Origin of the sequence: Thermoleptolyngbya oregonensis NK1-22, assembly GCF_032705245.1 — a bacterium.
Classification (GTDB): domain Bacteria; phylum Cyanobacteriota; class Cyanobacteriia; order Elainellales; family Elainellaceae; genus Thermoleptolyngbya; species Thermoleptolyngbya sichuanensis.
On the sequence record NZ_CP053540.1, the window covers coordinates 947,910 to 970,466 of the forward strand.

24 protein-coding genes are annotated in these 22,557 nt (G+C 51.7%); 15 read left to right on the forward strand and 9 right to left on the reverse strand.

Annotated features, from left to right (window positions below; genetic code table 11):
* The first annotated feature begins 79 nt into the window (after positions 1-79).
* From HNI00_RS04055 to HNI00_RS04065, 3 genes are all read left to right on the forward strand, one after another.
* On the forward strand, positions 80-787 hold the full coding sequence (locus tag HNI00_RS04055) for a glutathione binding-like protein (protein ID WP_316790906.1): 708 nt from the start codon (positions 80-82) through the stop codon (positions 785-787).
* A 94-nt stretch (positions 788-881) separates the two neighbouring features.
* On the forward strand, positions 882-1,295 hold the full coding sequence (locus HNI00_RS04060; protein ID WP_316790908.1) for a heavy metal-responsive transcriptional regulator: 414 nt from the start codon (positions 882-884) through the stop codon (positions 1,293-1,295).
* A gap of 402 nt (positions 1,296-1,697) precedes the next feature.
* A complete protein-coding gene (locus HNI00_RS04065) occupies positions 1,698-1,994 on the forward strand; it encodes a hypothetical protein (RefSeq protein ID WP_316789207.1) in 297 nt (98 codons plus the stop codon).
* A gap of 133 nt (positions 1,995-2,127) precedes the next feature.
* On the opposite strand, the gene HNI00_RS04070 is transcribed toward HNI00_RS04065, so the two are convergent.
* Positions 2,128-3,093, reverse strand: coding sequence for an integron integrase (locus HNI00_RS04070; protein ID WP_316790910.1), 966 nt, complete (start codon positions 3,091-3,093; stop codon positions 2,128-2,130).
* Positions 3,094-3,438: 345 nt separating this feature from the next.
* Here HNI00_RS04070 and HNI00_RS04075 point away from each other — a divergent pair, with 345 nt between their 5' ends.
* The 5 genes from HNI00_RS04075 (at position 3,439) to HNI00_RS04095 (ending at position 7,408) form a co-directional block, all read left to right on the forward strand.
* The gene (locus HNI00_RS04075) at positions 3,439-4,074 is read left to right on the forward strand and encodes a hypothetical protein (RefSeq protein WP_316790912.1); all 636 of its coding nucleotides are present in this window, start codon (positions 3,439-3,441) and stop codon (positions 4,072-4,074) included.
* 305 nt (positions 4,075-4,379) lie between these two features.
* Positions 4,380-4,565 (forward strand): hypothetical protein, encoded by a 186-nt coding sequence (locus tag HNI00_RS04080; protein WP_316790914.1) that lies wholly within the window; start codon positions 4,380-4,382, stop codon positions 4,563-4,565.
* 564 nt (positions 4,566-5,129) lie between these two features.
* Positions 5,130-5,960 carry an aspartate 1-decarboxylase gene (locus HNI00_RS04085; RefSeq protein WP_316790916.1) on the forward strand — a complete coding sequence of 277 codons (831 nt, stop codon included), beginning with the start codon at positions 5,130-5,132 and terminating at the stop codon, positions 5,958-5,960.
* Positions 5,961-5,999: 39 nt separating this feature from the next.
* Positions 6,000-6,656, forward strand: coding sequence for a GNAT family N-acetyltransferase (locus HNI00_RS04090; protein ID WP_316790918.1), 657 nt, complete (start codon positions 6,000-6,002; stop codon positions 6,654-6,656).
* A 2-nt stretch (positions 6,657-6,658) separates the two neighbouring features.
* The gene (locus HNI00_RS04095) at positions 6,659-7,408 is read left to right on the forward strand and encodes a hypothetical protein (protein WP_316790920.1); all 750 of its coding nucleotides are present in this window, start codon (positions 6,659-6,661) and stop codon (positions 7,406-7,408) included.
* 67 nt (positions 7,409-7,475) lie between these two features.
* On the opposite strand, the gene HNI00_RS04100 is transcribed toward HNI00_RS04095, so the two are convergent.
* Entirely contained in the window at positions 7,476-7,913 is a 438-nt protein-coding gene (locus tag HNI00_RS04100) for a type II toxin-antitoxin system VapC family toxin (protein ID WP_316790921.1), read from the reverse strand.
* 809 nt (positions 7,914-8,722) lie between these two features.
* On the opposite strand from HNI00_RS04100, the gene HNI00_RS04105 reads away from it, so the two are divergent.
* Positions 8,723-9,163, forward strand: coding sequence for a PIN domain-containing protein (locus HNI00_RS04105; protein ID WP_316790923.1), 441 nt, complete (start codon positions 8,723-8,725; stop codon positions 9,161-9,163).
* Positions 9,160-9,357: a hypothetical protein gene (locus tag HNI00_RS04110; protein WP_002750230.1), complete on the forward strand. Its 198-nt coding sequence runs from the start codon at positions 9,160-9,162 to the stop codon at positions 9,355-9,357. The genes HNI00_RS04105 and HNI00_RS04110 overlap by 4 nt, the downstream gene beginning before the upstream one ends.
* Positions 9,358-9,610: 253 nt before the next feature.
* On the opposite strand, the gene HNI00_RS04115 is transcribed toward HNI00_RS04110, so the two are convergent.
* Positions 9,611-9,847 (reverse strand): hypothetical protein, encoded by a 237-nt coding sequence (locus tag HNI00_RS04115; RefSeq protein ID WP_316790925.1) that lies wholly within the window; start codon positions 9,845-9,847, stop codon positions 9,611-9,613.
* 208 nt (positions 9,848-10,055) lie between these two features.
* On the opposite strand from HNI00_RS04115, the gene HNI00_RS04120 reads away from it, so the two are divergent.
* Positions 10,056-11,615 carry an AMP-binding protein gene (locus HNI00_RS04120; protein WP_316790927.1) on the forward strand — a complete coding sequence of 520 codons (1,560 nt, stop codon included), beginning with the start codon at positions 10,056-10,058 and terminating at the stop codon, positions 11,613-11,615.
* A gap of 88 nt (positions 11,616-11,703) precedes the next feature.
* Positions 11,704-12,474, forward strand: a complete 771-nt coding sequence (locus tag HNI00_RS04125; RefSeq protein ID WP_316790929.1) for a hypothetical protein — start codon at positions 11,704-11,706, stop codon at positions 12,472-12,474.
* A gap of 190 nt (positions 12,475-12,664) precedes the next feature.
* On the opposite strand, the gene ftnA is transcribed toward HNI00_RS04125, so the two are convergent.
* A complete protein-coding gene (gene ftnA, locus HNI00_RS04130) occupies positions 12,665-13,183 on the reverse strand; it encodes a non-heme ferritin (RefSeq protein ID WP_316790931.1) in 519 nt (172 codons plus the stop codon).
* 71 nt (positions 13,184-13,254) lie between these two features.
* A complete protein-coding gene (locus HNI00_RS04135; RefSeq protein ID WP_316790932.1) occupies positions 13,255-13,803 on the reverse strand; it encodes a Crp/Fnr family transcriptional regulator in 549 nt (182 codons plus the stop codon).
* 978 nt (positions 13,804-14,781) lie between these two features.
* Between HNI00_RS04135 and HNI00_RS04140 the strand changes: the two genes are divergently transcribed.
* Positions 14,782-15,315 (forward strand): serine O-acetyltransferase, encoded by a 534-nt coding sequence (locus HNI00_RS04140; protein ID WP_420156300.1) that lies wholly within the window; start codon positions 14,782-14,784, stop codon positions 15,313-15,315.
* Between the two features lie 160 nt (positions 15,316-15,475).
* Here the strand turns inward: HNI00_RS04140 and HNI00_RS04145 are convergent, their stop codons facing one another.
* The 4 genes from HNI00_RS04145 to HNI00_RS04160 form a co-directional block, all read right to left on the reverse strand.
* Complete coding sequence (locus tag HNI00_RS04145) at positions 15,476-17,161, reverse strand: tetratricopeptide repeat protein (protein WP_420156301.1); 1,686 nt, start codon at positions 17,159-17,161, stop codon at positions 15,476-15,478.
* A gap of 256 nt (positions 17,162-17,417) precedes the next feature.
* Complete coding sequence (locus HNI00_RS04150; RefSeq protein WP_316790938.1) at positions 17,418-17,702, reverse strand: hypothetical protein; 285 nt, start codon at positions 17,700-17,702, stop codon at positions 17,418-17,420.
* A gap of 266 nt (positions 17,703-17,968) precedes the next feature.
* Complete coding sequence (locus HNI00_RS04155) at positions 17,969-19,087, reverse strand: class I SAM-dependent methyltransferase (protein ID WP_316790940.1); 1,119 nt, start codon at positions 19,085-19,087, stop codon at positions 17,969-17,971.
* A gap of 109 nt (positions 19,088-19,196) precedes the next feature.
* Complete coding sequence (locus HNI00_RS04160; protein WP_316790942.1) at positions 19,197-19,517, reverse strand: hypothetical protein; 321 nt, start codon at positions 19,515-19,517, stop codon at positions 19,197-19,199.
* 548 nt (positions 19,518-20,065) lie between these two features.
* Here HNI00_RS04160 and HNI00_RS04165 point away from each other — a divergent pair.
* Together HNI00_RS04165 and HNI00_RS04170 are read left to right on the forward strand one after the other, a co-directional pair.
* Positions 20,066-20,701 carry a helix-turn-helix domain-containing protein gene (locus HNI00_RS04165; RefSeq protein ID WP_316790944.1) on the forward strand — a complete coding sequence of 212 codons (636 nt, stop codon included), beginning with the start codon at positions 20,066-20,068 and terminating at the stop codon, positions 20,699-20,701.
* A gap of 243 nt (positions 20,702-20,944) precedes the next feature.
* Entirely contained in the window at positions 20,945-22,519 is a 1,575-nt protein-coding gene (locus HNI00_RS04170) for a hypothetical protein (RefSeq protein WP_316790946.1), read from the forward strand.
* Positions 22,520-22,557: the final 38 nt, after the last annotated feature.

A 22,557-nucleotide genomic window follows, 5' to 3' on the forward strand; every position in this document is an offset into this window, starting at 1 on the left:
ACCAGAAGCCCCTAGAAGCTCGACTCGGCAATCTAAAATCGCACAAAATCGCAAATCCAAAATCGCAAATCCAAAATTTATGATTGACCTCTACTATTGGCCGACCCCAAACGGACACAAAATCACCATCTTTTTGGAAGAAGCAGCGCTGGACTATCGCATTGTGCCCGTCAATATCGGCGCAGGGGATCAGTTTAAGCCCGATTTTTTGAAAATTGCGCCCAATAATCGGATGCCTGCCATTATCGACCCAACTCCGGCCGATGGCGGCGAGCCGATTTCGGTGTTTGAATCGGGGGCGATTTTGCTGTATTTGGCGGAAAAGACAGGGCTATTTCTGCCGAACACCCTGCGAGGGCGCAAGACCGTCACCGAATGGCTGTTTTGGCAGATGGGCGGGCTGGGGCCGATGGCGGGGCAAAACCATCACTTTTCGCAGTACGCGCCAGAAAAAATTCCCTATGCGATCGCCCGCTACGTCAATGAAACCAATCGGCTCTACGGCGTACTCGATCGACAACTCCAGGGGCGCGAATACATCGCGGGGGACTATTCCATCGCAGATATGGCGTGCTACCCCTGGATCGTGCCCTACGAGCGGCAGCAGCAAAACCTGGAGGACTTTCCCCACCTGAAGCGCTGGTTTGAAACCATGCGCAATCGCCCTGCCGTCATCCGCGCCTACGAACGGGGGCAGCCCTTCAGCAACACGCCCACTATCAACGACGAAAGCCGCAAAATCCTCTTTGGGCAAACCGCCGCCTCGATCTCGCAACCTGGAGAGTAGACAGCTTCGCTCGCTCCCCAAGACTCCATCCCGCCTCACCTCTCCAGCCAACTGGAGGGTTTATCATGGGCATAAGAGTTTGGCGGAATTGAGTATGCTCACGCGCGAAAAAACAATGCGAATTGGTGAAGTTGCCAGAGTCAGTGGCCTGCCAATTAAGACGATTCGCTACTACGACGAGTTGGGCTTGCTGAAAATCTCTGGCAGAACCGAAGGCGGCTATCGGCTATTTGACCCAGACGTGTTGGGTCGGCTTCGCTTCATCAAACGCGCCCAGAGCCTTGGGCTGAGCCTGATGGAAATCAAGGAATTCCTGGCGGTCTATGACCAGGGAAACTTACCTTGCGACCATATTCGCGAAAAGCTGGAAGATAAGTTACTTGAAATCGAGCAGCAGATTCAACAGCTTCAAATTCTCAAGCAAGAACTGGGCGGGCTGCTGTCTGGCTGGCAGGCAGTGCCAACTACTTCGGCGGAAACAATCTGTCCAATTATTCAGCGGAGTTAAGGGGGGTTGGGGATGATAGTCTGACATCCTTCGTTCGCAGAGATAGACGGGAGAGCCATCAAGGTCTAAAACTGAAGCAACTGTTTGAAGCGTCCAAGATCAAGGACGGGTAGGGGTGATTGATCGGACAATTGACGGGGGCGATCGCATCCAGTACAATCGTCCATCAAGCTGTGATTCGATTCCTATCAGTGCAGCTTGCCTTTCCCCCGAAATTTTGGTCGTTTAGTCACCTACGGCATTGGCAGGTGTTCTCAGCACCCACCAACGCCTGACCCCAAGACAGTACGGGCTGTCTCAGGGCTGCGTCCATTGTAGGCCGCCCTGTCCCAGCGCTTCACGTCCGTGGGCGGCCAACATTTCGGGGTTTCCTACCCCCTCGTTTCCAGGAGGAAACCCCAAATGCTGACAATTCAATACACCTGGTCGTCCCCAATCTCGGAGGCGACCCAGTTTTCGCTGCCCCCGCTCACCTGCGAACTGCCCCACCGTCGTCGCCTGCGCCACTGCATCATCGGCCTCCCCGAAGACGCACAGATGGCGATTGACCGTCTGCATCTGCTCCGCTACGCCGAACGCTTTGAGTGGACGAACGCCCTGGATTTCCCACCCCACGGCATCGTCCTCGACGGTCGCCCCGGCGAAGTGCTGCGCTACCTCCACCGCGACATCCGCAGCAACCCTGGCGCAAATGAGTAAGAACAGATAAGGAGGATTTTAGATTTTGGGTTTTGGGTTTTGGATTTTAGCAGGGCATCCCCTCAATCCAAAATCCAAAATCCCCAATCCAAAACTCAACCCGTTCAAACACTCCCAAAGCCCTCTCCTGCCCTTACCCATCCAACGGACTCCGCACCCCCCGTCCACCCCGATTCAGCACATGGGTATAGATCATCGTCGTCTTCACATCCTTATGCCCCAATAGCTCCTGCACCGTGCGGATATCGTAGCCATTTTGCAATAGGTGCGTCGCAAAGCTGTGACGAAACGTATGGCAACTGACCCGTTTCTCAATTTTCGCAAGACCGGTTGCTCGCTTAATTGCCCGTTGCAACCCCGTTTCATGTAAGTGGTGACGACGGACAACGCCAGAACGAGGGTCTTTAGACAACCCAAACGCCGGAAACACAAACTGCCAAATCCACGCCCGATCTGCATTGGGATACTTTCGCTCTAGCGCGAACGGCAAGTACACCGAGCCATAGCCCGCATCCAAATCTTGTTGATGGAGCCGACGGACTCGCTGCAAGTGCTGTTGGAGTGGCTCTATCAAACGACCTGGCAGCATGGTGACCCGGCTCTCTTTTCCTTTGGCATCGCGCACCACAATTTGCCGCTGGGCAAAGTCTACGTCCTTCATTCGCAATTGCAGCGCTTCGGTGAGCCGCAAGCCACTCCCATATAGCACCTGCACCACCAAGCGATAGGAACCTGACAACTGTTCAATAATAGCCCTCACCTCTTCGGGAGTCAGCACCGTCGGCAAATAGCGAGATGGTTTCGCCCGCACTGCATCCACAGGCAGCGCTAGGGGCAGTTCCAACACATGCCGATAGAGGAACAGCAGCGCACTCAGGGCTTGATTTTGAGTCGAAGCGGCTACGTTTTCCTGAACTGCCAAGTGAGTCAGAAATGCCTCTATCTCTGCACCACCCATCTCAGCCGGATGTCGCTTGTTGTGAAACAAGATGTAGCGGCGAATCCACTGTACATAGCTCTCTTCCGTTCGGTAGGAGTAGTGCTTGAGCCGCAAGACATCCCGCACCTGATCCAGCAACTTCCTAGGACGTGGCTCCATTGTGTGTCGTCTCTTTGAATGCACCTGATGTATCAACCGATACCATAGTACATTAGTTTTTCTCATCTGAAGATTTACGGAAGCCATCTGCCTAATTCCTGGAAATGGGGTTATTATACAGACAATCGTCAGCCTAATTACCCGATTTGGGATCTTAGACAGACAATCGTCAGCCTAATTACCCGATTTGGGATCTTAGACAGACGGCTGTCAGCCTAATTCCCCTCCTGGGGGTAGATAGGCAGACGAGATCAGTCTAATTAATAGTTAGCCCGCGTATTCAAAGCGATTGAAGCTGTTGGTTTTCAAGTTGTAGGATTTTGATGTTGAGGAGATGTTTACAGAATGAAGTTCTCAAATACATTTTTCGCGGCAACATTGGCGGTCGCCTCTTTGGGGATCACGATGTCTGCCAAAGCAGATACGGTAACTGCTCGTTGTGATGTGTATCCCCGAGGGGAAGACCGCGCTACCTCTTCTGGTCTTTGCACCTTTTCACAACGGCAGGGTGTAGTGGGGATTCAGTTAGAAAATGGCGATCGCTATGACTTGGTTCCGGTGGGCGAACAACCTGGAACTTATCAAGACCAAGATGGTCGCGCAGCTTATCGGCAGTCTGGATTGGGCGACGAGGGGCAAATTTACCGTCTCGCCAATGAATCGATCTACGTCTACTGGGATACTGCTCCCTATGGCAATCAGGGAAGTGCGACGAGTGGAGGTTCGATGGCTGCTACTTCTCAGCCTGCTGCGGGTGAGCCTGTTGCGCGTCTGAGCGATTTAGTTGGGGCACGGGCAGGACAGGCAGAGAATGTGATCGAACAACGGGGCTACCGATTTGTCAAGGCTTCTCCTTCCGGTAATTCCGTTTACAGTCAATGGCTGGAAGTGGAAACCAACTACTGCGTGACCATCCTCACAGAGGAAGGACGCTACCAGTCCATCGTTTACGCAGGCAACTCAGCGGATTGCGAGCAGTAAGATAATCGTTGCAATACCAACTGTAGAGTCGATTCAGAAAGTTAAAGCTGATCTCGGTGGGGAACGGTCTAACAACCCGGTTGGAGCGGACTGACAAGCATCTTTAGTTGGGATGGGAAAGTTACTAGCAGCCGCTCAACCGGAACGTTAGCCCTCAGCGCCCTGGTTCTGTCAGCTTCCGATTGGGTAAGCGATTCGCCCCCCAATTGCAAAGGCTCGGTTCTTCGAGATCTGGGTCAAACCGAACACTCCCAACCGCTTTCGGGTCAGCCGCAAAGGTTGAGTAACGACAGACTTGGGTCAGTGTGCAACGTCCCAAAAGGTATCCGGGGGGCGATCGCCGAAAGGTGTCGGTGTTGCCAGATGAGGGCGATCGCCGAAAGGTACGGGTGCAAGGAGATGAAGGGCGATCGCTCAGCGCTAACAACCCCAATGCACACCGGCCGCCAATCAGTTATCGGTTGGAGTCCGAGATTGTCTGCGGCGGGTGATTGGGAACGTTAGCCCTCAGCGACCTGGTTCTGTCAGCTTCCGGTTGGGTAAGCGATTCGCCCCCCAATTGCGAAGGCTCGGTTCTTCGAGATCCGGGTCAAGCCGCACACTCCCAGCCGCTTTCGGGTCAGCCGCAGAGGTTGAGTAGCGATAGACTTGGGTCAGTGTGCAACGTCCCAAAAGGGATCAGGGGGGCGATCGCCCAAAGGTTTTGGTGTTGGGAGATAAGGGGCGATCGCCGAAAGGTACGGGTGCAAGGAGATGAAGGGCGATCGCTCATTGCTAACAACCCCAATGCACACCGGCCGCCAATCAGTTATCGGTTGGAGTCCGAGATTGTCTGCGGCGGGTGATTGGGAACGTTGGGCTGCTTTAGGTTATCTGTGGGGCGGTAGCCTGAAAATTGTCTATGAGTGTTCAGCACCAAGTCCCTGTGAGGTTATCTGTAGGACAGGAATATTAAGGGTGTTGGTAGAGTGAGTGCCAATCTTGTATGGGCTTTTCCGGAGAAAGCGAAATTGCAGTTGAATACCCTCTCAAGAAGTTTAAAGACTAGGTAAATCATGATCTTTGAAAGTTTTAAGCGAACGGCAATCCATAATATTCGCGTATCCTCTGTTCGCCAGAATACCGAAGGTATCCTTGAAGGGTTGGTAATACCTAGACCATTAATGAAACTTGCAGATATTCTTCCATTCGAGCAAATTGTAGTTACAAACAGCAAAGGTAAAAATTGGGATAATCGTATTTACTCATTCGCCATTCCAGGAGATACAGAACACGTCGAGGTATGCGGTTCTCTTTGCCAATTCTTAGAACCTGGAAGCCTGATTTGTATAATCACCAGAGGTTTTCTAGATGAAAATGCTGTACAAGCATATAGCAATGGTGAACTACCTATGGTTGATATAGGTTTTTTGCCTGAAGCAAATCTATCAAATCACCTAGAAGACGCAAAAGTATTTTTAGAGTATTTCAATCAGAAAAACGAAGTTGATCAAATACCTAAAAATATCTTAGAGCAGCGTAATTACTGTTCTAGTAGAGTGATACTGTCTAGCCTAATTTGTGGGCTGGAAGTTACTGCAACTCATCCCGATTGTTTACAGGGTAGTGCTGAACTACCAGAAGATATAATGTTCGCAGCAAAGCTTAATCGCTACAGAGGTGTTTTTGTTTACAATGCAGATAAAGGAGGTATGGCTGAAACGTATGCAGTTCCTATGCCTCCAGGTATTGTAATGACTACTGGTGCTATGGCTGCTTTTGCTCCCGTAGGAACGAAAACCAATGTTGCAGCTTACAGCTTAAGTAAATCTCAATTTCTACCCACGATCGTCAATGTTAAGAATAATTCTTCTGAAAACCTAGAAGTGGTGAACGCATCACTATAGCCAATAACTTAGACAAGTATTCAGAAGAGGTTTTGTATTGTGGGTGAGCCATCCATAGAAATTACTGAACTATATCAAGAGGATATTATCATTGCCTCGGATATAATGAGCCGTGCATTTTTAAAGAGCTTATCAGGGTTATATTACATCTGCAATGTTGATAGAGATGGATTTGAGGATAGGCTCAAGAAATATTTTCAAATTGCCAATAGAGTACACATTGCTGAAGGTCAATCTATCTTAGGGATTTATATTCAAAATCGACTTATTGGTGTAGCTGCTATAAATGAACCTCTGTATCAAAGAACCGCGTTGATGAAATTATATTTTCTAACTCGGATTCTAGCTGCTACTAACGTTCAAACCGCTTGTCGTTATCTCAAATATACACATCTAGTGAGCCAATCTCTCCCCAAAAAACCTTATTTCTATTTGGGCAGGATAGCCATAGAGCCTAAGTTTCAACGTCTTGGACACGGCAAAGCTTTGTTGAATAAAATTCAACAGATTTCTCAGAGCGACAAGAAATCTACAGGAGTAATTTTAGAAACTGCAAACCCTCAAAATGTGAAATATTATCATTCTCTAGGATATAAAACTATATGTCAAATTGACACACCTATGGTGAAAGAAACTATTATGGTTCGTCACAATTCTTCTAATGAATCTACCTATCAACAGCACAATTTCGAGTAGCTATGAAAAATCATTCAAGATCAATAAATAGGTATCTTGGTTTTTTGTTTGGAATTACGCTGGTAGGTTTAGCACTTGTAGGTTGGGGAGCAACCATTCCGAGTGCTAGTTACTCATTAATTTTATCTTCTGTAGGTGGTGCTATATTCGGAGCAGGAATAAGTTTATTTCTAGGAGACCTTATAGCAAAGAATGCTTTAGATGAAGTTAGAAATGTTCTTTCTACTAGCCTAGATGATGGTTTTTGTCCTAGAGAAAGCGCTCTATGCTCTAAAGAAAATGAGATTATAAGTTACCGTGCAAAATGGCATCATTATCACGTAACAAGAATGCATGATAAGTATGTATGGAGATATCGTATATATGACTTTAGTAATAGTTGTTCTCCAGGCAAATTAGCCGCAGAAATTTTTGCAAAAGACAAGCAAGGAAGAGAACACAAATACATCGTCAAGGCTGGAATTAGAGATGGACGGTTCATGATTTTTGAGAAGGCTGCTCTAGGTAACGAACCCGTAATCATTGAGATATACCCATTCATGGGCTTGGAATTACAAGGTATACACAGCGGCATTGGTACTATGCGTACTTGGGATGGAAATAACGTTTTATTTCCCTGCATTATGAGCAGAGAACCTATCATTAATTGGAAAAAAGAAGGGGATATATCTGAAAAACTTTTTGCTGATTTAGATCGTATATGGAAAAAAGATTTCACAAATCTCAATGCTATTTTACCAAGAGTTATATAACCCTAGTTTTGCTAAATTAATTACGAAATAGTTCATCGCTAGCCTGGGTAAAATTATTTTTGAGGTTTTATGAGTTAAAGTACTCCTCTCCACTGGTTAAGCGAACATTACAGAAGCGCTGGATTGCCTCAAAATCCCTCACATTGTCAGTTACTACCATTACTCCTGCTCGTTTTGCTGTTCGTGCGATCAGCACATCATGGGTAATCCGATACTTTTGGTCAGCAGACATTTTGGGTGTCAAACCACCTCTTTGCGACTTCAATCCTCTTTGTAGGGCATAGATCACTTTACCTACAAGCCACCAATCCTCTGCTGTCGGAACAAGCAGCCTTCTAGATTTCTCATACTCTCGATAAGCAACAGTCAAGCTTTTGAGTGCCGTCTCGTCTTTCGCTCCAGCGACAAGTTCCTGAAGCACTACGACAGACATGTAGAAACTATCTGGCAACTGGAGATTTTTACGAGAAATCAAAATATTAGTATCAAATGTCACTTTGGTCATGCGACATCAATTCTAGAGCCTTCAGCAATGCCTGATTTGCTTTTCTAACTGACTCAAGCCTCTCCTTCCGGCTCAACCCCCCCCTAGCCGAAGCTTTGGTAGCTTTTTTACTGGTGCTTCTAACCTTTGCTTTAGCTGTGGTTCTGCGTCGCTTAGGTGCTTTATCCTCAGTACTTGCAGGATCAGTGCTGTTCGTCGTTGGTTTCGTTGCCATAGTCTGTCGTTCGTTGCATAGTAATACTATCGTAAACCAAAGTTTCGGGTAACAGTCAGCAGCCCAACACTGCGTTGGTGCGGACGGAACAGAGGTTATTGGTGGGTGTTCGAGGCTATCTGCCGCCGCACAACTTCAACGTTAGGTGTCAACCAGGAGTAAAGCATGAGCTACAGTCAGGAACCTCAGCCCACAAGAGAAGTACAGTACACGGTTACTGTCGATGCAGAAACGGGAGCAGTCACGCTATCGTCCCAATTCTTAAGGGAAGAGATTAATAATCGTATTCAAGAATTTTCTCAAGAGACTGGAGAAGAAGAAGAAATGCAAGAGGGACTATTCCCAATCAGGAAAATTTGGTGGTGTGTCAGTTGTCAATCAGGTGTGAGAAGGAGTGTAAAAGCATATACCGAGGTAGATGCGGGCTTTGGAGTGTGCGGAGTTCAGTCTTTCGGTGTGAGCAGAGGCAAATGCCCAGGAGATTGATTTAGGAAGTACTTCGACTGCCAAGCTATTCCTATAATTTGGTAGCCTATACATAGGGCAATTCGTAGGGCAGAACTTTCGGTGTAAAGGGGTGTTGCAAGTTTGTATTATGAGGATTTATTTTGATATGTGCAGTTTGCAACGCCCGCTTGATACCAAGACGCAAATTCGAGTCGCTGTTGAAGCTGAGGCTATTCTCAATGTCATTGGACTATGGGAAGCTGGACAGTTTGAATTAGTGTCTTCACAAGCCTTGATGTTTGAAGCTGAACAAATTACGCCCTCTCCAAGAAAAGCGTATGTTTTAGAGGTGTTATCGAAGGCAAACTTATTTCTTCAACCAAATAAGCAAATCGAAGAACGAGCGCAAGTGTTTGTCAACTCAGGTATCAAACCACTTGATGCATTGCATTTGGCCTTTTCAGTTGAGGCAGAAGCAGATTATTTCTGTACATGCGACGACAGATTTTTGAGACGGGCTAAAGAAGTTGATACTTTGCAGACCAAAGTTGTTTCTCCTCTTGAACTGATTACGGAGCTATCGCAATGAGCAGTCAAACGAAGTCCCTGAGCGAAATTACGCAGCAAGCAATTCAAGTGCTATCTAAAGAAATTGGCATTGCAAGTACAGTACGTTTTCTAAATCAGTTTTCAACCGGGTATGGCAACTATACAGAAGAACGCGAAAGTCTATTCAAAGACTTAACATTAGATGAGATTTTGAAGCGTATGCAAGACACCTAACAATTCAAATGCAGCGGACGAATGAGATTTGTTGGTGCTGAGTTCGAGGTTATCTGTCGCCGCTGATTTGAGCCGTTAGCCCTCAGCGCTCTGGTTCAGTCAGCTTATCGGTGAGGAGGCGATTCGCCCCCCAATTGCAAAGGCTTGGTTCTTCGAGATCTGGGTCAAGCCGAACACTCCCAACAGATTTCGGGTCAGCCGCAAAGGTTGAGTAGCGACAGATTTCGGTCAGTGTGCAACGCCCCAAAAGGGATCAGGGGGGCGATCGCCCAAAGATGTCGGTGCTGGGAAATAAGGGCGATCGCCCAAAGATGTCGGTGTTGGGAAATGAGGGCGATCGCCCAAAGGTGTCGGTGCTGACAGATGAGGGCGATCGCCCAAAGATGTCGGTGTTGGGAAATGAGGGCGATCGCCCAAAGGTACGGGTGCAACAAGATGAAGGGCGATCGCCCAAAGATGTCGGTGTTGGGAAATGAGGGCGATCGCCCAAAGGTGTTGGTGTTGGGAGATAAGGGGCGATCGCCCAAAGATGTCGGTGTTGGGAAATGAGGGCGATCGCTCGTGCCTGGGCATGAATCTGAGCTTTTTGGGTTGGTGTTCACAAGGTTCTCTTGATGAAGGGGGCTGCTCAAGGTGTAGCCTTATCTCAAAGTGATCTGACATCCAGCTCTAGACTCTGACGCTCTAACACTTTCCAAATGGCGATCGCCCTCCTGCTCCATCAACAGGCTGCCGAACGTCCCGATGCGCCCGCGATTATCGACGGGAAGACGCGGGAAACAGTGTCTTTTGCAGCGCTGGAGCGACAGTCAGTGCAGATTGCGGAGCGGTTGCAGCGGGCAGGGTTGCAGGCAGGGGAGGCGGCGCTGGTGCTAGTGCCTGTGTCGGCGCGGCTGTATGCGGTGCTGCTGGCGCTGTTTCGGCTGGGGGCGATCGCCCAGTTCATCGACCCTGCCGCCGGACTCGACCACCTGGAACGCTGCTGTACCTTGCACCCGCCCCGCGCCCTGATCGCCACCCCCAAAGCGCACCTGCTCCAGCTAAAATCTGCTGCCCTCCGCCGCATTCCCCTAAAGTTCTCAACTCACCGCCTCTTTTCTGCCACGGCCCCGCTCGACCCTGCTCCCCCGCCCGCGCTTCCCGCTGCCACCCCTGCCCTGCTCACCTTCACCAGCGGCAGCACGGGCCAGCCCAAAGCCGCCCTCCGCACCCACGGCTTTCTGCTGGCCCAACACCGCGCCCTGGCCCACAGCCTGCACCTGACTCCGGGCGAGATCGATTTATCAACGCTGCCCATTTTCGTGCTGGCAAACCTCGCGTCCGGTGTCACCAGTCTGCTGCCCAATGTAGACTTGCGCTATCCTGGCAAGGTTGATGCCAGACGGCTGCTGCGGGATATCCGACGCTACCGACCGACGAGTACGGCTGCGTCTCCGGCGCTGTTTGGGCGATTGGCGACGGAATGCGAGGCGATGGGGCAGACGCTGCCCGAATTCCGCCGTATTTTTACGGGCGGTGCGCCAGTGTTTCCGGGGCTGCTGCAACGGCTAGCGGCGATCGCCCCCCAGGCCGAAGTCACCGCCGTCTATGGCTCCACCGAAGCGGAACCCATTGCCCACGTTGCCTATCATGAGATTCAGCCCGACGACCTAGCCCGCATGGCCCAGGGAAAGGGGCTGCTGGCGGGCTATCCGGTGCCAGAAATTGCGCTGCGAATTTTGGGCGATCGCTGGGGTCAGCCTATACCGACCATGACCACTGCCGAACTGCACGCCCAAACCCTGCCAGCGGGCGCAGTCGGCGAAATTGTCGTCAGCGGCGACCATGTGCTGCCTGGATATTTGCACGGCCAGGGCAACGCGGAAACCAAGTTTCGAGTAGATGGCGTTCCCTGGCACCGCACGGGCGATGCGGGCTATCTGGACGAGCAGGGTCGGCTATGGCTGTTGGGGCGATGCAGCGCCAAGTTGACGGACACTTGGGGCACGATTTATCCCTTTGCAGTAGAAGCGGCAGCCCAGGCACAACCGGGCATTCATCGATCGGCGCTGGTGGCGCATCAGGGTCGGCGGGTGCTGCTGATAGAATGGGCAGAGCATTTTCCCAAAGCAGGGCGATCGCCCGCGCTACAGGACTTGCAAACCGCACTGGGCTGGGCCCAAATTCACCAGTTCCACCCTTGCCAGATTCCGGTAGACAAGCGCCACAACGCCAAGGTGGATTATCCCGCACTGAAACGACTGCTCGACCGCCTCTGATCCGATGCCTGTGACCCGATGCCCGTGCCCAAATGCCCGTGCCCAAATGCCTGTGCCCAAATGCCTGTGATCCGATGCCTGTGACCCGATGAACGAACCCACTCCCCCAACGGACTACCGGATGAGCCTGCGCGAAGGTGGGGCGATCGCCCTAGGCGGACTGCTGGTAATCGTGGGGGGCATCGTGGGGCTGGGCGATAAGGCGATTCGCAATGCGACTGACCCGGCGCGGGCCGAGGCGATCGCCCGCAGCATGATGGACTATCGCATTCCCGGACAGGTGCATGGGCTATTTGGCATCAATATTGGCAGCGTTAAGATGGGCGTGGTAACAAATGCGCCGCCTGCTGAATCGTCTAACGTGCTATCCAGCGTTCAGCCCACCGTGTCATCAAGCGTGAATCCTTCTGTGCCACCTGATGGGTCTTCTGTCCGATCTTCCAGCGTTCCAATGGAATTAGCAGAGGCATCGCAAACCCGTCCGGGCGATCGCACGCGGGTCGAACTGCTAATCGCCCGTGCCCCCCTCAGCGCCCGCTCTCGAATGAACCACACAAACGGCGAGTCTGACTTTAGCCTGCTATCGCTGCCCGGTGTGTCGATTTCCTACGAAATTCAGGGCGAATTTCAGCCCACCACCAGCCGGGACCAGCCCGGATTTCTCTGCGAGGTGCCCACTGTGATTAACATCGAATCAGGCCGGGCGCTGCTGACAGACTCGCCTCGCCCGGTTCCCGCTATTCGCTATGAAGCCACTATTGAGCTAGACGGGCAAAACCACTCGATTATCTTGATGGCGATCGGGCAGGATGCGAAAAAAACGGCGCAGCAGGTCTTTGAGTCCTTGCGCTGTCGCTAGAGCCTGGTTGTCTGACACAAGTCCCAAAAGCCTTGAAAATACCTCGTCTGGGAGTCGAAGCCCATAGCCTCTGAGTTGGAGCCAGAGGGCCTGGTTGAAGGGGCTTTTGGGCCAGCGTCCCCTACGAAAAATCAGGGGTTCCTAGAGATGTATCAGAGAGATGTGTCAAGGCAGTGAGGTTTTCAGGTCTTTATGCAGGCGCAGGCTCTGAGGTTGCCGCAGCCGCCAAACCGCCAATTTCTCGATCGATAAAGAAAAGTCCCTGTCCTTCAGTACCAATCAGATGAATCTTATCTAAGATGCTCTTGAATAGAAATTCTTCTTGATGTTGCTCCGCAACATACCATTGCAAAAACTGTAGCGTTGGATAGTCGGGTTCAGTATTAGCCAGATGCACCAAGTCGTTGATTTTACTCGTGATGAATTGCTCATGAGCATAAATCTTCTCAAACATCTCAGTCAACGATTGAAAGTCATGAGCAGGGGCTTCCATACTTCCAAGAATCGCCAACGCGCCCGTTTCTTGAAGATAGGTAATGAGGCGACGCATGTGCATCATTTCTTCATCAGCGTGCTGATTGAGAAATGATGCACAGCCGTCCAATGCTCTGTAGGCGCACCAGGAACTCATCTGTAGATAGAGATGAGAAGAAAACATTTCCAGGTTGATTTGCTCATTCAAGCGATTGATCATATTTGGTGATAGCATTGCTTTTCAACACTCCTAAGTCATCATGATTCGAGGCTATTTTGAGGCAACTAGCTTATCGTTACGTATGACTACGTATGACTACTCTGAGGCAGCAGGAGATACTGCTCTACCCAGCAAATTCGACGCTCTTGCTCAAACTGATTAAGTAAGCGGGTCACCGTTACCCGCGTTGTGCCCAGTGCATCGGCTATGTCTTGATGGGTCAGTCGTAGATTAATCAGTTTCCCTTGCTCGTGCGCTTCTCCAAATTGATTTGAGAGCCACTCTAGCAGGCGCTGAAGCCTTAGGGGAACTTGTCCACTGCGAATTCCAACTAACTCTTGTGCCTGATAAAGATGGGAAAGCAGCGTCTGAGACAAGTCGACGCAGTCATCTAGGGCGATCGCCCTGGCTTGCACCTCAGTCAGACACTCCAACTCATAGGGCTGAATACAGGTCAGATGTTGTCCAACTTGATCGCCTGCTCCCCAAAATCCCAAACCGACAATCGTGCCGTCTTCCATCAGCGTATATGCTCGCACCGCACCGCTTTCTATCAGCCAAAGGTGCTGCGGATAGGCGGGGAGGGACTCCCGACGTTTGAATGAGCGCTTGGTAGCCGGATTAAGCTTTAGCATGGTTGGGGTCAACGATATGCGGGCTGGGGTCGAACGATTCAGCGGGCAACTGTCTGTTCAAGCGGTTCTGCTATGGAACTCTGCTCAGTGAGCTTGCACCTGTTTCACACCCTATGGCGCGGGGCGATCGCGCACCTTGGGCAGGATTCTCAACTGCTGAGGCAAAGCTCGGCATTTCTTGTCGGCAACTGGGCCAAAACCAATACACTCCTGAACTACGAAAATGGCGCAATAGGCTTGCATTGCAACAGAAACACTGGCTCATGGGCTGTTTAACCTTCGCGGGGCTTGTGAAATCGAGCAGTGTGCCTGGATAGGCAGGTCACGCCCAGTCGAGGGTTTGGCATGACCTGTTCATTTCATTATTGATATATATTCTCAATAAGTCAAGTGAGAGAGAGTCAGGCTTGCAAAGAAACTCTAGGAAAAAACTGGGACAAGGGCAGGGCAACAGTCTGCCCTATGTGCCTGTCCGCTGATGAGGAAAGACTGATGCACTGATGGAAGGGCGATCGCCCTCACTGAATCAATTGCTGATTGTGGATACATCTCTGCCTTTGGTCTGCTGAGGGTGACGCACCGCGCGCAAAATCCAGTGGTAGCTCTGCAACACCCAGTCGGCAAACTCTCTTCCCTTCCGCTATAACCCCTATCCAGCCAAATCCACAGCAGACTGGGAAAACGACCCCAAATGGCTGAACTTAATACCAACTCCATTGGCTTTGACACGCAGAGCATTTCTAAAACGCAGGATATCTTCAAACAACTGGCGGAATAGCGGCTGTTCCTGGGAAAAGGTCGTCGTCTAGGGAGTTGCAGGGAAAACGGTTCCCCCGATTGAACTGTGGTAGTATCTTTGCGTCTCAGTGTTTCTACGCTGTGAGGGAGCGTCAACGGATGCTGAGGGGAGATATCCTCGATCGGCGATCGCTCGACAGCCATTACCAGAACGTTGCGTCAAGGGGAACCGTTCAATTCATGGACGAATTCAGGAACGAATTCAGGGATGCAGAGTTAACCATTGCCCAGCCCGACTGGAGTCGAGAGCAGCTAAAACGCTGGTGGGACCCCGGTCGGCAGCTTTTGCGCTCGATTCGTCGCTATCAAACCTGGAAGCGACGCGGTGGATTGCTGGGGCTATTGGGCAGCAAGGTCGCCGTGCTGCACTACCGCTTTTGGAGCGTGGTGTCTGCTTCGGAAATTCACCTCACCTGCAAGCTGGGCGGTGGGCTGCTGCTGACGCATCCCAACGGCGTGGTTATTCACCCTGATGCGGAGGTGGGTGCAAACTGCCTGATTTTGCAGCAAGTGACGCTGGTGGCAGGGGTGAAGGTGGGCAACGGGGTGGATATTGGCGCGGGCGCAAAGATTATCCGGCCGGTGACGATTGGCGATCGCGCTCGCATTGGAGCCAATGCCGTAGTCACGAAAGACGTTCGCCCCGGTGCGACGGTGGTGGGCATTCCCGCCAGAGAAATCAAGTCCTCCAACCTGATCGGCGCAACCCGTTAGCGGTTCCCAAAGCCGCCCTTGCACTTCCTCCAGATGGCAGTTTCCAGATGGCAGTTTCCAGATGGCAGTTTTCTGAAGGGGCGCTGCAAGTGCAAGGTCTAGGAGCCTCGCAGAGGCTTGACCAAGCATCCAGATCGCAAATCCAAAATCGCAAATCCAGCTAGAACCGGGCAGCGGTCAGCGTCACATCAGCGTGTTGCCATGCCGAGCGAAACTGGGCGCGGGCCTGTCGGGCTTCGTCCGTTTTGCCCTGAGCCTCCAAGCTTTGCGCCAGGCCATAGAGCGACCAGCCGTTGTTGGGATAAGTCGCCAGGTCATCGCGGAACACCTGCACTGCCTCCGCAGGGCGGCCCGCTTGCAGCAGCATCGCTCCCAGGTTTTGGCGCACGGGCGAATACCAGGGCGCGGGTTCGTCATAGTTGAGCTGGTCTTGTAGCGCCACGCCTGCTTCTAGATGGGCGATCGCCCCGTAAACATCGCCCCGCTTGGCGGCCAGTTCGCCCGACAGCACCTCTACGCCAATCTTCAGCAAATCTGCCGTCGAGTTGATGTCCCAAATGGTCACCCCGTCTAGGGCTGGGTCAGCGGCGATCGCCTTCAGTGCTTTCAGTTCTTGCGCGGCTGCTTGCCCCTCGCCCTTCGCGGCCAGCGCCATGCCTCGTGCAAAGTGCCACACGCCCGTTGGATAGACCAGATCCGCCTCTGGCTTGGGTTCTGCCAGAATGTCATCCCACAGGCCAAACTTGACGTAGGTATAGAGCGGAATCACGGCGTAGTGTTGCAGCGTACCGTAACCCGGTTCTTTCCAGAGCGATCGCTCCACTAGATGGGCCGTGTTTCGCGCCGCCTCTACCGCCTCTCGGCGCTGACCGGCCATCATCGCCGCATACCAGAGGAAATGGTGATTGTGGGGCATGTAGGCAATGCGGAAAATGCCGTCGGGGTGATGTGCCTGGGCATATTCCCGGTCGGCAGCGGCAGCCCGCTGATTGGCCACCACCGCATCGTGATAGCGCCCCACCCGCAGGTAAATGTGAGCAGGCATGTGGAGCAGGTGGCTGGTTTGGATATTCAAATCCCGCAGGCGATCTGCCACGTCGGCTGCCAGTTCTGGCCGCTGCGCCTCCACTGCGTGAATGTAGAGGTGCAATGCGCCGACGTGGTTGGGGAACCGCTCCAGCACCGATTCCAGCGTGGCAATAATTTCTGCACCTGCGTCGGTGGGATTGCCCGACTCGTCCCAATAGTCCCAGGGAGTCGTGTCCATCAGCGCTTCGGCAAACAGCGTGCCCGCGTCTGGGTCATCGGGATAGTGCCGCGCCACATCGCGCATAGCGTTGGCATAGGCCTGGTTGAGTTCGGTGCGGTCTTCTACGGGTTCTGGCGCATAGCGGGTGGCGAGGGCGTGGATATAGGCGCGTTCGCGATCGCTCGCATTGCCCCCCAGTTGCACGGCTTTTTGAATAGCCGCCCAGGCCGTCGGCACGTCGCTATCTTCCATCGCTGCGTTGATATTGGGCCCCAGCACGTAGGCCATGCCCCAGTAGCAGAGGGCGCAGGTGGGGTCGAGTTCGGCAGCCTGCTGAAAGGAGCGCAGCGCCTCGGCATGGTTGAACCCGTAGGACAGAATGAGTCCCTGGTCAAAATAGCGCTGCGCCAGGGGATTGCGGGTAGACACGGGGTGATGGTGATTGCCCAAGTTGTCAAATAGGGGAGCCGTGGGGGATGGGGGGGCGATCGCGATTGGTTCCTGGATGGAGTGTTCTGCATGGGCGATCCCCGTTCCCGCATCCGTTTCGTGGATAGGAAAGCTCAGTGCAAGAATAAGCGTTGCGACAAACAGCATGGCGCGAAAGAGTTTGATCCGATTCACCGAATTTGCCTCCGAAGTTCTAAAGACCTGAAGAGATGACTTGACCCAAAATGATGTGGAATGATGCAGACAGCTATGCAACCCGTGTGGAGATTTGGGTGTTCTTAAAGTGGCTAGAATCGATGGTAGTCAATTCTTTGCGAGCATTGTCCCAGCCTTGAGATTTTTCAATCTGCGCGATTGGGGGCAGTGCGATCGCACGTTGCAAGAACACCCTCTCGTGCAGGGGCTAAGTCCGGAAGCGCTGATCCAACCAAATTCGCACCTCGGCTTCGGTATCGAACCGGATTCTGCGGTTGGTGATTGGATCGTAAACTTGCCAAATCGTTTGCCCAGCGCGTGTCTCAACGGTACAGATCTTACAGATCTTGGAATCATGGCTGTGGGAAAAGGTCTGGGCGATCGCCCGCCAAACGGTCTTCAGCCAGCGGTGCGCGTTTGTTTGCCGTTTGGCAGTCCTGGTTGCGTTCAGCAGATGTTCGTAGGACTGGACATTTAGCAGGTAAAGTTTCATGGTTGACTATCTCCAGATTGGGCTTTCAAGGGCGAGAGCAGGATAGTTTTGGATGCGTAAATTGGCTGGGAGAATCGCGTGCTTGCGCGTTTGGAGGAGGCTTCTGGTTTAGGGAGGGCTTCAGCAGCACTGCGTCCGTCTTGTGGGGATTGCAATGCTGCTGAAAACTGAGCCACGTTGAACCGAGACAAAGCGTCTCCATCAGCACGCTGAAACCGTGCCGCCATCGAGCAAAGGATACACATAAGCGTGGGAGAATTAGGAACTTACTTGCGAACGATGTAGTAGTCGTTCTGGAAGTCGTGCGCTAGCCGCTTGATTTCCACCGTTTCAAATCCGGCCTCTGCCAGCATTTGCAAGGCCTGATCCTGTCCCCACATTGCGCCCAAACCCATGCCGCCGTAGGCAAGAGAGACGGACATGCAGTGTAGGCAAGAGATGGTATACAGCAGTGTTCCCACTGGATGCTCTAGATTCCCACCCACGTCCGTAGCGGCGTGAATATCCTGCATCAGATACGTGCCCGTCGAACGAAGCGCACGGTGAATATTGCGGAGAACCCGGTCGGGATGCGCCTGATCATGAATCGCATCAAAGGTGGTAATCAAATCGTAGCGATCGCTCTCATCGATCTGTGCTGCATCCTGTACTTGAAATTGGATATTGGACAGGAGATATCGCTGTGCAGTTGCATTCGCAATGGCGATCGCCTCCGGAGAAAAGTCATATCCAGTAAAGCGGCTATTGGGATATGCCTGCGCCATGCGGATCAGAGCGCGACCGCTGCCACAGCCCACATCCAGCACGTCGATGCCGCGCTCCAGATCCCCCATCAGCCCTAGCACCAGCGGCAGCACATGGTCAAACAGCGCCGACACCACGCTCTGTGCGCTGTCTTCGGCCATGACGGCATGAAAGCGCTTGTAAGCAGAATAGGGAACGCCGCCGCCTTTATAGAAGCATTCCAGCACCGCATCCTCAACAGCGCCCAGCAGGGGAATGTATTGCGCGAAAACGGCAATATTGTCTGATCCGGCGGCCCGCGTCAGAAATGCGGCATGTTCTGCAGGCAGACTATAGGTCTGAGTAGCCGAGTCATAGTCCACCACGCGACCCGTCACCATTGCGCCCAGCCACTCCCGCACATAGCGCTCGTTCAGCCCCGCTGCATCAGCAATTTGCTGGCTGGTGGCGGGCGGCAGTTCTGCCAGAGTGTCAAATAGTTCGGTGCGATGTCCGATGGAAACCATCAGCGCCAGTGCGCCGCTGTTCAGCGTGCCCACCAGGGTTTCGGCAAAGGCTTCGGCTTTGGCTGGGTCGAATCGGGGCAGGTCGAGTTCGGGCGAGTCGAATCGGGATTGCTCAATTGGTTGTAGCGTCGTCATGGAAGTATCCTCAAGGTTTGTAGGAGTGTGTTGTGACGAGCCGAGGGGTGGCGACTCCGCAGAGCGCCTCTCACTCGTTGCAGCAGGTTAGATAAGCTAATGGCAACGTTCAGTCATCAATGCGTTCAGTTGGAACCACAGGTTCCCACAACAGGCTGGCGGTGTGGTCTAGGCGGCGAATCTCCATCAGGCAATCGCACGTCTGCACGACATTGCAATACAGTCCCAGCGTTCCGGTCTGATCGGGGGTCGGATACAAACAAATCCAGTGCCCCGCAGCCAAAGTATGATAAGTGCCGCCGGATGCTACGCACTCTTGAGCAATCTGAATTGCGGTTGCGAGGCTTGGGCGGGGCGGGGCGATCGCCGTGGTCATCAGTGCGCCCGTCAGCAGCACGCTTTGCAAAAAGTATGAGAGTTTGAGCAGCATGGCGCTTCCCTTGATAAGGTATGATATGGCTTACTTAAGTTTGAGTTGAGTCGGGTATCTCCCCTGCTCTGCTTCTAAGCTATCGAAGCAGGCGATCCCATTCCGTTCCAAAAGCGCTCCCAGAGCGCTCCGGGGTGTTATAACCTTGCGTTGCTGTTGCTGAACCTATCCCAAAATTGATTCATCCTTGAATTCAGCAACGCCGTCAAAAAGACCTCTTGCAAAGGAGTTCACCCTGTTGCTACTGGTGACCCGCTATCGGATTAGGTGGGGTCAAGGAGGACACTGAAGGAGATTCTGTTTGAGAATCGTTTGAGCATACGTAGCTCAAAGTGGTAGTATTCTCCCAAAAAAAATCTCTCAAAAAAGGGTGAATCGTGTCGCAATCGCACTCAAATCTACCACTAGCGTCTGATCATGACCCAACCGATGATAGCCTCGCTCAGCCCCTACAGTATTCTCAGCAACTGCAAATAGAACCTGTCTATTGGCACATCGAAGGGGTTAGGAATGGGCAGGCACAGCGGCAGATGCTCTTTCATGGTGGCATGACCCTGGTGCCCATGCAGCATACCCACTGGGGGGCCTGGAATCAACCACACGAAGGATTCGCTATTAGTTTGCAGCCAGCATTACTGACTCGCAGTGCCACAGAAGTATTAGCGGTTGATCAGGTCGAACTGTTGCCCCAAGTCCCTTTGTACGATCCCCTGATCCTTGAGATTGGGTTGGCACTCAAAGCAGATTTGGAGTCCCATAAACCAGGGGGACAACTCTACGCCGAAGCAATGGCAACGGCTCTGGCAGTCCATCTGTTAAGGAACTACTCAGCCCATTCTCACAAACCTATCCGCTATTCGGGTGGCTTGTCTCCCATGCAGTTCAAGCGGGTTGTTGACTACATTGACGATCATCTCGATCAAGCGTTGGGTTTGGAGGAACTAGCGGCGATCGCCCAACTCAGCGCCTATCACTTCTGCCGATCGTTCAAGCGATCGACTGGCTTCACGCCCCATCAATATGTTATTCGTCAGCGGGTCGAGCAAGCAAAACGTTTGCTGCAAGACAGAAAAATGGAAATTTCAGAGATTGCTATTGCTTGTGGTTTCACGCACCAGAGCCATCTCAATCGGCACTTCAAGCGCTTGACAGGCGTGACCCCCAAAATTTTTTCCAGGTCATAGCAATTTTGTGCAAAAGCAGCAATTCAGTGCAAGAGTTTGAGGGTGTACTTGATATAGCCTGTCTAACAACTTATACGATCGCCAATTTTGCCGGACATATCCCTTAGCTGAAAATCCAGCCACTTCACGGATTAATCCCTGAAAACGCATCTTGATTTACCCTGATTGTGTTTTCTCAAAGCGGGCGATCGCAGTCTAGCAGCCCTATTCGCACTGATCGCTGATCGCCAAGAGGTTATAGTTATGTCGTCTCAAGATCAATCTATCTCAGTATTTGTTAAAGTGGACTATGCAGGCATGGATGCTAAGGAGTTGCTCCAGGAGCCAGTCACCGCGCTTATTGGTGTAAGCGAAGCCATAGGAGATGCTCTTGCCTCATTAAGTATCCACAGCGTGTTCGATCTGGCAACATCCAGAGTATTTACGACCGCAAAGCATATTAATGAGATTGCAACGCCAGCCGCAGGGAATAGCAACGTAGTTTCTCAGTATGGGTTTGTTCCGTCAGATTGGCTAAATCCTGACGCTCCAATTCAATCTATTGATTCACTTCAACTCGCTGACATTGGAATTCTGAATGGCATTAATGGCAATCGCGAGTCTATTGTCGCAGCAACTCAGGTCGAAAAGATTCGGGATCTCTCCCTATGGCCACCATTTAGATCTGCACAAAAGATATTAAATAGCGCGTTTGGCATCCAAGAATTTGCACCCGATCCTCAAGCCCCACCGGAGCTATTGCCAAAGGGAGGAGAATACGCAACTGAAAAAGTATACTACAGCTCCATTTTTCTAGATGAGATCGACCCGGAATCCGATCTGATTTCTATTGATGAGCAGGTCGATGTGTTATCGATGGATTCTGCTCCTGGGTTTCAGAAGCCAGCGACCGGAGCAATTTTGACCTTTGAGCAAGCTTGGTATACCCAAGGACTCGCTCTCGGACAGTTGCTGCACAGCTTGGCTTTGGCTCCAGGAGAAAGCACCAGGGTAGCTATTATTGATTGGTCAAGACAGCAATCGAGCAACCTGGATGAAGACACAGCCCAGCAAGAGGGGCTAAGTAATCTCATGGATCAAAGTCGCGGCATTTCTCAAGTTACAAATGCTGTGGCATCTGAAACTTCATCAGGATCTTCAACTACAAGTTCCTCCAGTTCCGCATCAAATCATAGTTTTGGAACGAGTGCTTCGGTTAAAGCTAATAAGGGAATTATCAGTGGTGGCATCTCAGCAAACTACGCTGGCAACCTGAGCAAGGCTAGCACTTCAGGTCATACCGTTTCGTCGTCCCACGGGATGCGGAATGTATCATCTGATATGTCTCAGAACATCAACCAAAGCACTCAGCAAATTGCATCCTCTGTTCGGACTCGAAGGGCTTCTGTCGTTCGAGAGGTTCGCCAATCGGAGAAAGAATCAATCACAACTCGCGTGGTTACGAACTACAATCACTCCCACGCTCTATCGGTTCACTACTACGAGGTAGTGCAAATCTATCGAACGGTTTTGCGATTAGCAAAAGCCCAAAGATGTGTGTTTGTTCCGATGAAGCCATTGGATTTTTCTGATGAAAGGCTGATCACTCGCTATCGCCAAGTTCTGATGGCAGCAGCACCCGATTCGGCAATACAAGACCAAATTGCAAATATGTCTGGAGAAGTTCGCTTTAGGACAGAAGACCTCTCAGGTACAAAAGAGATAAACCGAAATCCAAACGAAAAAATTGCCTCTATTTATCTGTCGAACAACTCTCTGAGCGTAAGATCTACGTCAGCCGCCCACATTATATATTATCGCAGAAGTGTTGAAAGATAGCTCAACATACAAAGAATGGGGGCAGAATGTAGTATTCT